We start from the raw sequence: 12,630 nt of genomic DNA on the forward strand, positions 1-12,630 counted from the left end.
TCGTCATACCGCCTTGTCGGCGGCGGCCCGTGCGCGGGCGTGCGCGACGGTGACCGGGCGGTCGATGAATCCGGTGCGGTGGAAGATGTCGGCGGCCTCCTGCTGCTCGGCGAGGAAGGCGTCGCCGACGGGTTCGATCGCCCAGGGCAGGGAGGTGAGCGCGGTCTCCCAGTCGTCGGCCTGGCCGCCGAGGTCCGCGGCGGCGATCTCGGCCGCCTGCCGGGGGTGGGCGGCGGCCCAGGCGTCGGCGCGCTCCAGCGCCCGGGTCAGCGCCTCGACGACCTCGGGGCGGGATTCGGCCAGCTCGCGGCGGGTGAAGAAGACGGAGCGGTCGCTGATGACGTCGCCGGTGCGGATCAGGGTGCGCAGTCCGCCGGTGCGGCGGGCCGCGGCCAGTTCGGCGCCCTGGGCGACCCAGGCGGCGATCTCGCCGGTGCGCAGCAGCCGCTCGCTGTCGGGGCCGGAGCGGACGGCGGTGATGTCGTCGGCGTACGAGAGTCCCGCGTCGTCCAGGGCCTTGGCGACGAGGTGGGTCTGCCAGGAGCCGATCGCCAGGTGCACGGTGGTGCCCTTGAGGTCGGCGGCCGAGGTCAGGGGGGAGTCCTCGGGAACGAGGAGCGCGCCGTGTTCGGGGCGCGGGGCGGAGACGGCGGTGTAGACGATGTCGTGTCCGGCGGCCTGGGCGGTGACCGGCGGGGTGGATCCGGTGCCGCCGAAGTCGATGACGCCCCGGGACAGCAGCTCTCCGGTGCGGACGCCGTTGGTGTACGGGTGGAAGACGACGGTCTCCCCGAGCGGGGCCAGTTCCTCCTGGGCGAAGCCGAGACGGGAGAGGTGGTAGAGGTAGTAGAGGGACGGGTTGCTGCTGTGGACACCGATGGTGAGGGCCATTCAGATCACTCCGGCTTCGGTTCGTTCGGGGGACGGCGGGACGGGTGGTGCGGCGGACGGTCCGGCGGGCGGCCGGGCCGTCGGTGCGGTTTCGACGCCGAGGTCGGCGAGGAGCCGGCGGCGCAGGGCCGCGAAGGCGGGGTCGCCGGGGTCGCGGGGGCGTGCGACGGTGACGGGTTCGTCGGTGACCAGCCGGCCGTCGCGCAGGACGGCGACGCGGTCGGCGAGCCGGACGGCCTCGTCCACGTCATGGGTGACCAGCAGCACGGCGGGCCGGTGGCGGCGGCACAGCTCCCCGACGAGGTCCTGCATCTTCAGCCGGGTCAGCGCGTCGAGCGCGGCGAACGGCTCGTCGAGCAGCAGGAGTTCGGGCTCCCGGACCAGGGCGCGGGCGAGGGCGACGCGCTGGGCCTCGCCGCCGGAGAGGGTGGCCGGCCAGGCCGTGGCGTGGCGTTCGAGGCCGACCTCGGCCAGGGCCCTCAGCCCGTCGTCCGCCCGGCCGCGGGGCAGCGCGACGGTGACGTTGGCGAGGACCCGCTTGGAGGGGACGAGGCGCGGTTCCTGGAAGACGATCGTGCGGGCCTCGGGGACCAGCACCTCTCCCCCGTCGGCGCCGTCGAGGGCGCCGAGGATGCGCAGCAGGGTCGTCTTCCCGCTGCCGCTCGCGCCGAGCAGGGCGACGAACTCGCCGCGGGCGATGTCGAGCCGGAGCCCGTCGAGGACGGCCCGGCCGTCGAAGACCCGTCGCAGGTTCCGTACGTGGACGGCGGGGGCGGCGGATGCGGCGGTGGCGCTCATCGGGTGGCTCCCTTCCGGGTGCGCCACGGCATCAGCAGGCGTTCCAGGAGGCGTACGACGATGTCGGCGGTGAGCCCGAGGAGTCCGTAGACGAGGATGCAGACGGCGAGGATGTCGGTGCGGGCGTAGCTCTGGGCCTGGGACATCAGATAGCCGATGCCGGCGGTGGCGTTGATCTCCTCGGCGGCGATCAGCGCGATGACGCTGAGCGTCATCGACAGCCGCAGTCCGGCGAGCAGGGACGGCAGGGCGCCGGGCAGGACGACCTCGCGGACGAGGGCGAGCCGGCCCATCCCGAAGCTGCGCACGGCCTCGACGAGTTTCGGGTCCGTGTTCCGCACCCCGCTCGCCGTGGACACGTACATCGGGAAGGTGGTGGCGACGGCGATGAGGAGGATCTTGGCCGTCTCGTTGATGCCGAACCAGACCATGAACAGCGGGACCAGGGAGAGGAACGGGATGGTGCGCAGGGTCTGGAGCGAGGAGTCGAGGAGTTCGTCGCCGAGGCGGGTGAAGCCGGTGGTGATGCCGAGGGTCAGTCCGGCGGCGAGTCCGACGAGGAGGCCGAGGCCGGAGCGGGTGAGGGAGGTGGTGAGGGCGTCGGGCAGCTGTCCGTTGCCCCACAGCTCCCGTACCGCGCGCAGGACGTCGGCGGGTGAGGCGAGGACGTCGGGGGTGAGCAGCCCGGTGGCGGAGGCCGCCCACCACAGGACCAGCAGGGCGACGGGGCCGAGCGCGCGGACGGTGAGGGCGTAGGCGCGTCCGCGCGGCCGGCCGGTGCGGGGGCGGGGCCGGACGAGCCCGGCGAGGGCGTCCGGCTCCGCGCCGCCGGTGCCGCCCGGCAGGACGCCGGTTCCGGTCCTGGTGCCGATGGCGGGGCCGCTCATGTCAGGGTCTCCACGTCCAGCAGGTGCGCGGCGACGTCGACCTCGGTACGGGTGACCTTCTGTTCGGCGTAGAAGGCGGCGACGGCCTTGAAGCGGGTGATGTCCTCGGGGCCGATGGGGTCCACGGTGCCGCCCTGGGCGGTGAACTCCGTCTGGACCTCCTTGGCCCGTCCGGTGACGGCGGTGGGGCCGACGTCGGTGAAGACATTGAGGTACGCGGCGGGGTTCCGCTTCTCCTCGGCGCTGGCGTCGTGGAGGTACCGGTAGAGCGCCTCGACGACCTCCGGGTGCTGCTCGGCGAAGTCCGTACGGACGGCGTTGAGGCTGTAGTTGTCGGAGCCGATCGCCGCGCCGTCGGCGACGAAGTGGGCCTTGCCGCTGCCGATCTCGGCGACGGCGTAGGTGGCCCAGACGGCCCAGGCGTCGACCTTGCCCGCGTTGAACACGGCCGCCGTCTGGTCCGGCCGCAGATAGACCCGGGTCACCCGGTCGGCCGGGATCCCGGCCTTGGCGAGGGCCTTGAGCAGCAGGTACTCCCCGGTGCCGCCCTGGTTGACGGCGACCTTCTTCCCCACCAGATCGGCGACCGAGCGGATGCCGGAGCCGTCGCGCACGAGGATGCCCTCGCCGGCGGCGTCCGGGTCGACGGCGGTGAAGAACTTGAATCCGGGGCGCTGGGCGAGCGAGGTGATGCCGGAGGTGATGGAGCCGGTGGCGATGTCCAGCTGATCGGCGTTCATCGCCTGGGCGGCGGGGGCGAACGGGCCCGCGCTGCCGGTCCACTTCACCTCGGCGCCGACCTTGGCGAGGGCCTTGTCGAGGCTGCCGTCCTTCTTGCCTCGGGCGAGCACTCCGGAGTTGCCGGGGTCGGGGATGCGGACGGTCACGGTGGCCCGGCCGCCCGGTCCGTCCTGGGCGCTGTCGGCCTCGGACGTGCCGCAGGCGGTGAGGGCGACGAGCGCGGAGACCGTGAGGAGGGCCGTGGTGGCGGCCGTGCGCGGGGATCGGGGCAGACGCATGATTCAGGGGGTCCTCTGGTCTCGTGGGGCGGTGGCGGCGCGGGCGAGCCCGGCCGCGCGGTGCAGGGGTCCGTGGTCGGCCCAGGCGGCGACGTCGACGGGCTCGGGCAGGAAGCCGTGGGCGCGCAGCCCGGCCTCCTGCGCGGTGAGCAGGGCGAGGCGGTCGGCGGACAGATCGGGGTGGAGGGTCAGATGGGTGCCGGGCCGGTAGGCGCCGGCGACTCCGTCGGCGCCGGCCCCGGTCTCGGCGCCGAGGATCCGGGCGACCTCGCCGGGCTGTCCCGCCGCCCAGTCGGCAGCCTTCAGAAGGACGGCCAGGAAGCGGTCGACCAGGCCGGGGTGTTCGTCCAGGAGCCGCTGGTGGACGGTGATGGGGCGCGGGGTTCCGTTGTTGACGCGGTGGAGGCGGTCGGGCAGCGCGTCGAGTTCCACGGCGACCTCGGCCCCGGCCCGGCGGGCCGCCTCGACGGCCAGTGCCCCCTTCACGTACACGGCGTCGACGTCGCCGCGCCGCAACGCCTCCAGTTCGGCCGCCCACTGGCCGGGGCGGCCGTCGGCGGGCACGTCGACGAGGACGGCGTCCTCCGGGGTGAGTCCGGCCGAGGCGAGCGCGCCCTCGAATCCGCGCAGCGCCATGGCGCGCCAGAAGTCGATGGCGAGGGTGTGGCGGGGCACGGCGAGCCGGCGTCCGCGCAGCGCCTCGGCGCCCCGGATTCCGGAGCCGGGCGCGACCAGGACGGTCTGCCGTTCCTCGATCCAGGTGAGGCCGATCAGCCGGGTGCGCTCCCCGCGTGAACGGGCCCACAGCGCGGGCACGTTGCCGCCCTCCCGGAAGAGGCCGGGCAGCGCGTGGGTGAAGTGCGCGGCACGGTCGGCGCCGGGGGCGGCGTCCTGGAGCGAGCGTACGGAGATGCCGTCGGCGGCGAACTCCTCGGTGAGCCACCGCCGGTCGGCAGCGATGCCGGTGGCGGTGGGTACGGGACAGCGGGTGAACCAGAGGGTGTCGGGCAGGGCGGCGGACGGCATGGGTCCTCCCGGGAGTTCGGCGGGGCGGGGACGGCGGCGGGCACGGCGGGGCGCGCTACGGCGTACGGGCGCGGCGGACCGTCGCCTCGGGGAGCGCGCGGTGCGGCGCTCCGGTGCGGAGACGGGGGTGCGGGTGCGTACGGCGGGGCGCGGAAGGCGACGGGACCGGCCGGGGGGCGGTGCGGGAAGGGTCAGCGACAGGCGGCGCTGGACACGCGGGCCAGGTCGATGTGACGGCGCAGCGTGAGGGCGAGGAGGAGCGGAGCGGTGCGGGCGGGTGAGGCGGACCGGTGGCCCATGGCACTGCTCCCTTCTGCTCGTCGGTGGTGACGGGCTGCAGCCTGCCACGGCGGCGCGCACGCCCACAACTCGCTTCCCACGATGTGGGACCGGGCGTGAACACAGTGTTTCACCAGGGGGTTTCGGCCCGGTGCGGCTGCCGCCATATGGCACGGTCGAGACCTTCCCACCCCCTGAACGCGAGCGGAGAGTGACGTATGACCGAGGCCGCGGCAGAGCGCGCGCCCGCCGGGGCGCAGGCGGTCCGGCGGGCCCTGGACGTCCTGCACTGCTTCCACGACAACGGCCCGGATCTGAGCGCGTCGGACCTGGCGCGCCGGCTCTCGCTCTCGGCGTCGACCGCGCACCGGCTGGCCCGCACCCTGCTCGGCGCCGGCTTCCTGGAACAGGACGCCCGGACCTCCCGCTACCGGCTCGGTCCGGCCGTGACGGAGCTGGGCCGGCTCTCGTACCACCAGCGGGGTCTGCATCTGGCCGCGCCCGAGCTGGCCGATCTCGCCGGGCGCACCGGGGCCACCGCCGATCTGGCTCTGCGCAGCGGTCCGCACGCGGTGATCGTCGCGGGCGGTTCGGTGACGCCGAAGGTCGGGCTGCGCCGGCCGCTGCACTCGACCGCGCTGGGCAAGGTCCTGCTGGCGTGGGCGCGGCCGGGCGAGGGCGGACCCGCCTCGCTGCCTCCGCTGCCCGCGTTCACCGACCGCACGATCGTCGAACCCGCCGCACTGGAGGCCGAGTTGGCCCGGGTCCGGGCGGCGGCCCACGCGGTCAACGACGGGGAGTCCGCGTACGGGGTGCGGACGCTGGCGGTGCCGGTGCTGGACGGTGCCGGGTACGCCCGCTTCGCCCTGGCCGTACGGGCCACCCCGTCGGTGATCACCGAGGCGCGCCGGGACTGGTTCCTGGCGCGGGCCAGGTCCTGCGCCCGCGCCCTGGAGGTGCTGCTGCTGCCCCCGGGCGAGCGCCGGCCGCCCGCCGGCTGACCGGGCCTCCGCCGCCCCGGCCCGTGCCGCATGGGACGATATGTGCGCTCCGGGCGGTCGCCCGGCACAGGGCGGCGGCACGAGGTGCGGGGACGGTAAGGACGTACATGGCTGAGGGCGGGTCCACGGACAGCGGGGCACCGACCGGGCGGGCGGCCCGGGAGCTGCTGACGCGGGCCGACGGACTCCTCGCGGCGGCGCGTGCGGTGCTGGCGGACCACGAGCGTGCGGTCGTGGCCGTGCGCACGGCTCTCGATCCGCTGCTGGACGCGCTGGTGCGGCAGGATCTGGCCGCCATCCCGGTGTCCCGGCTGAAGGACGTCACGGAGGGCCGGCTGCGGATCGGCGCGGTCGAGCAGGCCGGTTTCACGACGGTCGGCCAGGTGTACGCGGCCAGTCGCTACGAGCTCCGCCAGATCCCCGGGGTCGGTGCGCAGACCGCCGACCAGACGCTGGCGGCCGCGGCCCGGATCGCGCACGCGGTCCGGGACACCGTCGCCCTGCGGATAGACGTGGACGCTCCGGACGACGCCACGACGGCCCTGGTCACCGCCGTGTACCGGCTGGTGGCGGCGGGACCGGACGTACGGCGGGCGGTGGACGGGGCGCGCCGGCTCTCCGACCGGCTCGGCCCGCTGCTGGCGGCCGCCGCTCCGGCGCGGGGGCGGCTGCGGCTGGTCTTCGCCCGGCGGCGGGTGCGGGCCGGCGCCCTGCAGGCCGTGGCCTCGGTGCGGGACGCGGTGGCGGACGCGCGGGAGCGCGAGCTGCCGCTGCTGTTCGGTCAGGTCTCCGTCGATCTGCTGCGGGACCCGGAGTCGCCGGTCGCCGCGTGGGTGGACTTCGAGCTGCGGTCGGCGGAGTACTACAGCCTGCTGGCGGAGCTGTCGGGCACCGGGCCGGACCGGGACGCGGCCGAGGGCTTCCTGCCGTCGGGCATGGCGGACCGGGTGCGGGGGCTGCGGCTGGACGATGCCCGGCTGCGGGTGTCGCTGCGCGGTTACCAGTCGTTCGGCGCCCGTTTCGCGCTGGCGCAGAAGCGGGTGATCCTCGGCGACGAGATGGGGCTCGGCAAGACCGTGCAGGCGATCGCCGCGCTCGCGCATCTGGCGGCGCGCGGGGAGACGCACTTCCTGGTGGTGTGTCCGGCGAGCGTGCTGATCAACTGGGCGCGGGAGGTCCGGGCCCGTTCCACGCTGCGGGCCCTGCCGGTGCACGGGCCGGAGCGCGCGGCGGCGTTCGCGGAGTGGCGGGTGTCCGGCGGAGTGGCGCTGACCACCTTCGACGGGCTGCACACCCTGGAGCCGGGCGGGGTGCGGCCCGGGATGCTCGTCGTCGACGAGGCGCACTACGTGAAGAATCCGGAGACCCGGCGGTCCCGGGCGGTGGCCGGCTGGTCGCGGCGGACCGAGCACGTGCTGTTCCTGACCGGTACGCCGATGGAGAACCGGGTGGAGGAGTTCCGCAGCCTGGTCCGCCAGTTGCGGCCCGAGCTGGCCCCGGCGGTCACCCCGACGCACGGCGCGGCCGGCTCCCAGGCGTTCCGCCGCGCCGTCGCCCCGGCCTATCTGCGCCGCAACCAGCAGGACGTGCTCACCGAACTCCCGGCGCTGGTCCAGGTGGACGAGTGGGAGGAGTTCAGCGAGGCGGACCGGGCGGCCTACCGCGCGGCGGTCGAGGCCGGGCACTTCATGGGAATGCGGCGGGCGGCCTACGCCCGTCCGGAGAGCTCCGCCAAGCTCCAGCGGCTGCGCGAGCTGGTCGCGGAGGCCGCGGAGAACGGGGCGAAGGTCGTGGTGTTCTCGTACTTCCGCGAGGTGCTGGACACCGTGCGCGAGGCGCTGGGCGACGGGGTGTTCGGTCCGCTGACCGGCAGCGTCGAGGCGGGGCGGCGGCAGCGGCTGATCGACGGTTTCGCCGACGCGCGCGGGCACGCGGTGCTGCTGAGCCAGATCCAGGCCGGCGGCGTCGGGCTGAACATGCAGGCCGCGTCGGTGGTGATCCTCTGCGAGCCGCAGCTCAAGCCGACGACGGAGCACCAGGCGGTGGCCCGGGTGCACCGGATGGGCCAGATACGGACGGTCCAGGTGCACCGGCTGCTCGCGACGGAGAGCGTCGACCAGCGGATGCTGGACATCCTGGCCCGCAAGGAGCGGCTGTTCGACGCCTACGCGCGGCGCAGCGATGTCGCCGAGACGACGCCGGACGCGGTGGACGTCTCGGACGCCTCGCTGGCCCGCCGCATCGTGGAGGAGGAGCAGCGGCGCCTCGGGGCCGGCTGACCCGAGGGGCTCAGTGCCCGTGCCCCGAGGGGGAGGCGGACGCTTCGGGGGACGGTGGCGCGGGGGCGGTCTGCGTCTCGTGGCCGGGCATCGTCCCGTCCGGGTTCCTCACGAACAGCATGCCGCCCATCCCCCGGTCGGCGTGGCTCTGCACATGGCAGTGGTACATCCAGGCGCCGGGGCCCACGTGTTCGCCCGCGATCACCTGGAAGCCGAAGGAGTCGGCCGGTCCGACGATCTTGGTGTCGACGACGCGGCTGGGGTCGTCGGGGCCGGTGAGCATGCCGGTGCGGTTGTCGGCCCAGCGGTGACCGTGCAGATGGAAGGTGTGGTAGAAGTCGCCGTGCGTGATCATGACGACTTCGAGGCGTTCGCCGAGGGTGGCGTCGAAGTCCGGGGTGCGGCCGGCCGGGGTGTTGTTGATCGACATGTCGTTGAAGACGATGGCGATGGTGCGGTCGGGCAGGAGGTCGCCCCGGCGGCGGACGACGAGCGGGCCGTAGAGCCCCTTGCGGATGCCGCCGGTGCCGTGGTCCGAGCCGACGGCGTGGTCGTGGTAGTGCCAGTAGCCGGCGCTGCCGGACCGCCAGCTGCCGTCGTGGTGGCGGCCGGGGGTGTGGGTGCGCCAGGTGTAGGTGCGGGTGGCGCCCGGTTCGACGGTGCTCCGGTTCATCCGGGTGCCGTCGCTCGTGGTGTCGTAGTCGACGCCGTGGGCGTGCAGCCCGGCGGGGACGTCCAGGGTGTTCACGAACTCGATGTGCAGGGTGTCGCCCTCCACGATCTCGATGAGGGGCCCCGGTACGGTCGCCTTCCCCTTCTCCAGCCCGTAGCCCATCCGGCCGTCGGGCAGTTGCTCCACGTACATCCGCAGCCGCCGGACCGCTCCGCCTGCGCCCGCCCGCCGGGGCGGGTGCGGCCGGGCGGCCGCCTCCGTCCGGGGGAGGGCCAGCGACGTCACCCCGGCCGCCGCGGCCGCGCCGCCGCCCATGAGCATCCGCCGGCTGAAGCTTCTACGGTCCATGTCGAACTCCCCACTGCCGGGCGGGCACGCCCGGGGTTCCGCGACGGGCCGTGAACAGCCCGGGGCACATTGCTCACCCACCGTAAGGAATCTGTCCGTTTCCGTCCGGAACGGACATGGGCGAGTCGCGAAACGGTCGTCGGGGATCAGCCTGCCGGGGCCGCGTGCTCGGGTTCGCGGTCGCGGCCCCCGGGGTGGCGGTGGCGCCACACCCAGAAGACGGTGCAGGAGGCCAGGCACCAGCCCGCGAGCACCAGGAACGGGAAGAGCCGCTGGTGGCCCTGGTAGTAGACGGCGGTGTGCTGGGCGTTGACGGAGGCGCCCGGGGGCAGCCAGCGGCCGATGTGCCCGAGCAGCGAGGGCAGCAGCGGCCAGGACACCGCACCGCCCGAGGAGGGGTTGCCCAGCAGCACCATGACGCCCCAGGTCGGAAGCATCGCCCAGCGGCCCAGCAGGGTGTTGAACATGGTGAAGACCATGCCGGAGGTGAACATGGTGAAGGCGAGGATCGCCCAGGACTCGGCGAACGGCAGATCGACCGCGCCCAGCAGCCAGTCCACCACCGCCGCGATCGCGAAGGCGCCGAGCATCGAGTAGGCGATGGCGAACGCGATGCGCTCCCCGGGGAGGAGCCCGCGGGCGTGCACGCTGAGCTGGATGGAGCCGACGAAGCCCACGATCACGGCGGCGAGCGAGATGTAGAAGAGCGCGAGCCCGCGCGGGTCGCCCTTCTGGAGCGGTTTGACGTCCGTCACCGCGACCGGCAGTCCCAGCGTGCCCCCGACCTTGACCGCCGATTCCGCGAGCAGTTGGGCGACGGCCGCGCCGGAGGCCCCGGCCACCTGGAGCGAGACCCCGGCCGGACCGGACCGCACGATCGCGAAGACCTCCTGCTCCTCCAGCGCCTCGCGCGCCGCCTCGGGCGTCGCGAAGACATGGATGACGAGCGAGGCGTCGAGCGCCTTGTCCATCCCGGCGACGAACTCCCGGCCCCGGTCGGTCTCCGGATCGGTGACCACGGCGGTGGGAATGCGGTGCGGGGTGGGGTTGGCCATCGCGTACGTGTAGGAGCCGGCGAACAGCCCGGCGGCGGCCGCGAGGATGAACAGCAGGACCGTCGCCGGGAAGTACGGGGACGCCTTGAAGGAGGCCCACCGCTGGCGGGCGTCCGGCGTCCGGCCGTGCGCACCGTGGGGGCCGGCGCTCTCCTGGCCGTGCCGCGCGTCCGCCCCCGGCTCCGGACCGCTCATGCGCCCGCGTCCCCGGTGCCCTCGTCCTCGTCGTGGCGGGCCCGGCTGGGCTGCACCCGCTTCGGCTCGCCCGGCATCTTGGGGTACTCCGGCGGATAGGGCATGTCGCCCAGCCCCCGGTCCTTCGCGTCGCGGTCGGCCAGCTCCAGCAGCGCGTCCAGCCGGAACGCCTCCCCCTCCATGTCCGCGTGCACATCGCCCCGTTCCGCGTACCGCGCCGACATCGTGCGGATGTCGAAGTCGCGGGGCTCGACATCGTCGATCTCGTCCCAGCTCAGCGGGGCCGAGACCGGGGCGTGGGGGCGGGGGCGCACGGAGTACGCCGAGGCGATCGTGCGGTCCCGGGCCGTCTGGTTGAAGTCGACGAAGATCCGCTCGCCCCGCTCCTCCTTCCACCAGGCGGTGGTCACCCGGTCGGGCATTCGGCGCTCCAGGGCGCGCCCGGCGGCGATGGTCGCGCGGCGGACCTCGGTGAACGTCCAGCGGGCCTCGATGGGCACGAAGACGTGGATGCCGCGTCCACCGGAGGTCTTGGGCCAGCCGCGCAGCCCGTGGTCCTCCAGCACGGAGCGCAGTTCGTGGGCGGCCGCGACGGCGTCGGCGTAGTCGGTGCCGGGCTGCGGGTCGAGGTCGATGCGCAGTTCGTCGGGGTGGTCGGTGTCGTCGGCCCGGACCGGCCAGGGGTGGAAAGTGAGCGTGCCCAGATTGGCCGCCCAGAGGACGGCGGCCACCTCGGTCGGGCAGATCTCGTGGGCGGTGCGCCCGCTGGGGAAGGCGATCTCGGCGGTGGGGATCCAGTCGGGGAGGTTCTTCGGGGCGCGCTTCTGGTAGAAGAACTCGCCCTCGACGCCGTCCACGAAGCGCTGGAGGGTGGTGGGCCGGTTGCGCAGAGCCCGCAGGATTCCCGGGCCGACGGCGAGGAAGTACTCCGCCACGTCCCGCTTCGTGTATCCCTTCGCCGGAAAGTAGACCTTGTCCGGGTTGGACAGCCGGACCGCCCGCCCGGCCGCGTCCAGCTCCACCGCTCTGCCCGCTGCTGCCATGTCGGCCACGCTAGGCCGGGCACACATATGCCGCATATCGGAGGACTCAGGTGGCCGTACGGTCCACAATCGGGGCATGGACCTGCCGGTGATGCCGCCCGTGAAGCCGATGCTCGCCAAGGCCGTGAAGAAGATCCCGCCGGGTATGCAGTACGAGGCGAAGTGGGACGGCTTCCGGGCGATCGTGCACCGGGACGGCGACGAGGTCGTGATCGGCAGCCGGACCGGCAAACCGCTCACCCGCTACTTCCCCGAGCTGGTCACCGCGGTCCGTGACCACCTTCCGCCCCGGTGCGTCGTGGACGGTGAGATCGTCGTCGCGCACGAGGGACGGCTGGACTTCGACCGGCTGAGCGAGCGCATCCATCCGGCGGACTCCCGGGTGCGGCTGCTGGCCGAGCGGACTCCGGCGAGTCTGGTCGCCTTCGATCTGCTGGCGCTCGGCGACGACTCGTTGATGGGGATGCGCCAGTCGGAGCGGCGCACGGTGCTGGAGGCCGCCCTCGCGGCGTCCGGCCCCCCGGTGCACCTCGCCCCGGCGACCACGGATCCGGAGGTGGCCCGGGAGTGGTTCGAACGGTACGAGGGGGCGGGGCTCGACGGCGTGGTGGCCAAACCGCTGGATCTCCCCTACCGCCCGGACACCCGGGCGATGTACAAGATCAAGCACGAACGGACCGCCGATGTCGTCGTGGCCGGCTACCGCTTCCACAAGAGCGGCCCGGTCGTGGGCTCGCTGCTGCTCGGCCTGTACGACGACGCGGGCGTCCTCCAGCACGTGGGCGTCTGCGCCGCCTTCCCGATGAAACGGCGCGCGGAGCTGGTCACCGAACTGGAGCCGCTGGTGACGGACGCGGCCGACCACCCCTGGGGCGCGTGGGCGGACGCCGAGGCGCACGAGCACTCCCGGATGCCGGGCGCCCCGAGCCGCTGGTCCGGGAAGAAGGACATGACGTGGGTGGCGGTGCGTCCGGAGCGGGTCTGCGAGGTCGCGTACGACCACATGGAGGGCGACCGCTTCCGGCACACCGCCCAGTTCCGCCGCTGGCGCCCGGACCGCACCCCTTCCAGCTGCACCTACGCGCAGTTGGAAGAGGTGGTGCGGTACGACCTGGCCGCGGTGCTCTCGGGCTGAG

The 12,630-nt window shown here is 74.1% G+C and carries 12 protein-coding genes; 3 read left to right on the forward strand and 9 right to left on the reverse strand.

Features of this window, described 5'->3' with window-relative positions; all coding sequences use genetic code 11:
* Window positions 1–3: 3 nt before the first annotated feature.
* The 6 genes from ACFVDM_RS14800 to ACFVDM_RS14825 all read right to left on the reverse strand — a co-directional run bounded on the left by ACFVDM_RS14800 (window position 4) and on the right by ACFVDM_RS14825 (window position 4,920).
* Complete coding sequence (locus ACFVDM_RS14800) at window positions 4–891, reverse strand: ABC transporter substrate-binding protein (RefSeq protein ID WP_383638354.1); 888 nt, start codon at window positions 889–891, stop codon at window positions 4–6.
* Window positions 892–1,689, reverse strand: coding sequence for an ABC transporter ATP-binding protein (locus ACFVDM_RS14805; RefSeq protein ID WP_383638357.1), 798 nt, complete (start codon window positions 1,687–1,689; stop codon window positions 892–894).
* Complete coding sequence (locus tag ACFVDM_RS14810; RefSeq protein WP_383638360.1) at window positions 1,686–2,576, reverse strand: ABC transporter permease; 891 nt, start codon at window positions 2,574–2,576, stop codon at window positions 1,686–1,688. Before ACFVDM_RS14810 ends, ACFVDM_RS14805 begins: the two co-directional genes overlap by 4 nt.
* Complete coding sequence (locus ACFVDM_RS14815; RefSeq protein WP_383638363.1) at window positions 2,573–3,595, reverse strand: NrtA/SsuA/CpmA family ABC transporter substrate-binding protein; 1,023 nt, start codon at window positions 3,593–3,595, stop codon at window positions 2,573–2,575. Before ACFVDM_RS14815 ends, ACFVDM_RS14810 begins: the two co-directional genes overlap by 4 nt.
* Window positions 3,596–3,598: 3 nt before the next feature.
* Window positions 3,599–4,621 (reverse strand): ABC transporter substrate-binding protein, encoded by a 1,023-nt coding sequence (locus ACFVDM_RS14820; protein WP_383638366.1) that lies wholly within the window; start codon window positions 4,619–4,621, stop codon window positions 3,599–3,601.
* A 191-nt stretch (window positions 4,622–4,812) separates the two neighbouring features.
* Window positions 4,813–4,920 (reverse strand): putative leader peptide, encoded by a 108-nt coding sequence (locus tag ACFVDM_RS14825; RefSeq protein WP_383638369.1) that lies wholly within the window; start codon window positions 4,918–4,920, stop codon window positions 4,813–4,815.
* A 198-nt stretch (window positions 4,921–5,118) separates the two neighbouring features.
* Here ACFVDM_RS14825 and ACFVDM_RS14830 point away from each other — a divergent pair, with 198 nt between their 5' ends.
* A complete protein-coding gene (locus ACFVDM_RS14830) occupies window positions 5,119–5,901 on the forward strand; it encodes an IclR family transcriptional regulator (protein WP_383638372.1) in 783 nt (260 codons plus the stop codon).
* A 107-nt stretch (window positions 5,902–6,008) separates the two neighbouring features.
* On the forward strand, window positions 6,009–8,180 hold the full coding sequence (locus ACFVDM_RS14835) for a DEAD/DEAH box helicase (RefSeq protein ID WP_383638375.1): 2,172 nt from the start codon (window positions 6,009–6,011) through the stop codon (window positions 8,178–8,180).
* Window positions 8,181–8,190: 10 nt separating this feature from the next.
* On the opposite strand, the gene ACFVDM_RS14840 is transcribed toward ACFVDM_RS14835, so the two are convergent.
* The 3 genes from ACFVDM_RS14840 to ligD all read right to left on the reverse strand — a co-directional run bounded on the left by ACFVDM_RS14840 (window position 8,191) and on the right by ligD (window position 11,473).
* Window positions 8,191–9,201: a multicopper oxidase domain-containing protein gene (locus ACFVDM_RS14840; protein ID WP_383638378.1), complete on the reverse strand. Its 1,011-nt coding sequence runs from the start codon at window positions 9,199–9,201 to the stop codon at window positions 8,191–8,193.
* Between the two features lie 146 nt (window positions 9,202–9,347).
* On the reverse strand, window positions 9,348–10,451 hold the full coding sequence (locus ACFVDM_RS14845) for an ABC transporter permease (RefSeq protein WP_383638380.1): 1,104 nt from the start codon (window positions 10,449–10,451) through the stop codon (window positions 9,348–9,350).
* Window positions 10,448–11,473, reverse strand: a complete 1,026-nt coding sequence (gene ligD / locus ACFVDM_RS14850) for a non-homologous end-joining DNA ligase (protein ID WP_383639153.1) — start codon at window positions 11,471–11,473, stop codon at window positions 10,448–10,450. The genes ACFVDM_RS14845 and ligD overlap by 4 nt, the downstream gene beginning before the upstream one ends.
* A gap of 97 nt (window positions 11,474–11,570) precedes the next feature.
* Here ligD and ACFVDM_RS14855 point away from each other — a divergent pair, with 97 nt between their 5' ends.
* A complete protein-coding gene (locus ACFVDM_RS14855) occupies window positions 11,571–12,629 on the forward strand; it encodes an ATP-dependent DNA ligase (protein ID WP_383638383.1) in 1,059 nt (352 codons plus the stop codon).
* Window position 12,630: the final 1 nt, after the last annotated feature.

Origin of the sequence: Streptomyces sp. NPDC057682, assembly GCF_042799575.1 — a bacterium.
In the GTDB taxonomy this organism is placed as follows: Bacteria; Actinomycetota; Actinomycetes; order Streptomycetales; family Streptomycetaceae; genus Streptomyces.

Coding starts and splice junctions, on each gene's coding strand:
- ACFVDM_RS14805 (WP_383638357.1), bottom strand. CDS start 1,689: ATGAGCGCCACCGCCGCATCCGCCGCCCCCGCCGTCCACGTACGGAAC.
- ACFVDM_RS14815 (WP_383638363.1), bottom strand. CDS start 3,595: ATGCGTCTGCCCCGATCCCCGCGCACGGCCGCCACCACGGCCCTCCTC.
- ACFVDM_RS14830 (WP_383638372.1), top strand. CDS start 5,119: ATGACCGAGGCCGCGGCAGAGCGCGCGCCCGCCGGGGCGCAGGCGGTC.
- ACFVDM_RS14855 (WP_383638383.1), top strand. CDS start 11,571: ATGGACCTGCCGGTGATGCCGCCCGTGAAGCCGATGCTCGCCAAGGCC.
- ACFVDM_RS14840 (WP_383638378.1), bottom strand. CDS start 9,201: ATGGACCGTAGAAGCTTCAGCCGGCGGATGCTCATGGGCGGCGGCGCG.
- ACFVDM_RS14825 (WP_383638369.1), bottom strand. CDS start 4,920: ATGGGCCACCGGTCCGCCTCACCCGCCCGCACCGCTCCGCTCCTCCTC.
- ACFVDM_RS14800 (WP_383638354.1), bottom strand. CDS start 891: ATGGCCCTCACCATCGGTGTCCACAGCAGCAACCCGTCCCTCTACTAC.
- ACFVDM_RS14820 (WP_383638366.1), bottom strand. CDS start 4,621: ATGCCGTCCGCCGCCCTGCCCGACACCCTCTGGTTCACCCGCTGTCCC.
- ACFVDM_RS14810 (WP_383638360.1), bottom strand. CDS start 2,576: ATGAGCGGCCCCGCCATCGGCACCAGGACCGGAACCGGCGTCCTGCCG.
- ACFVDM_RS14845 (WP_383638380.1), bottom strand. CDS start 10,451: ATGAGCGGTCCGGAGCCGGGGGCGGACGCGCGGCACGGCCAGGAGAGC.
- ACFVDM_RS14835 (WP_383638375.1), top strand. CDS start 6,009: ATGGCTGAGGGCGGGTCCACGGACAGCGGGGCACCGACCGGGCGGGCG.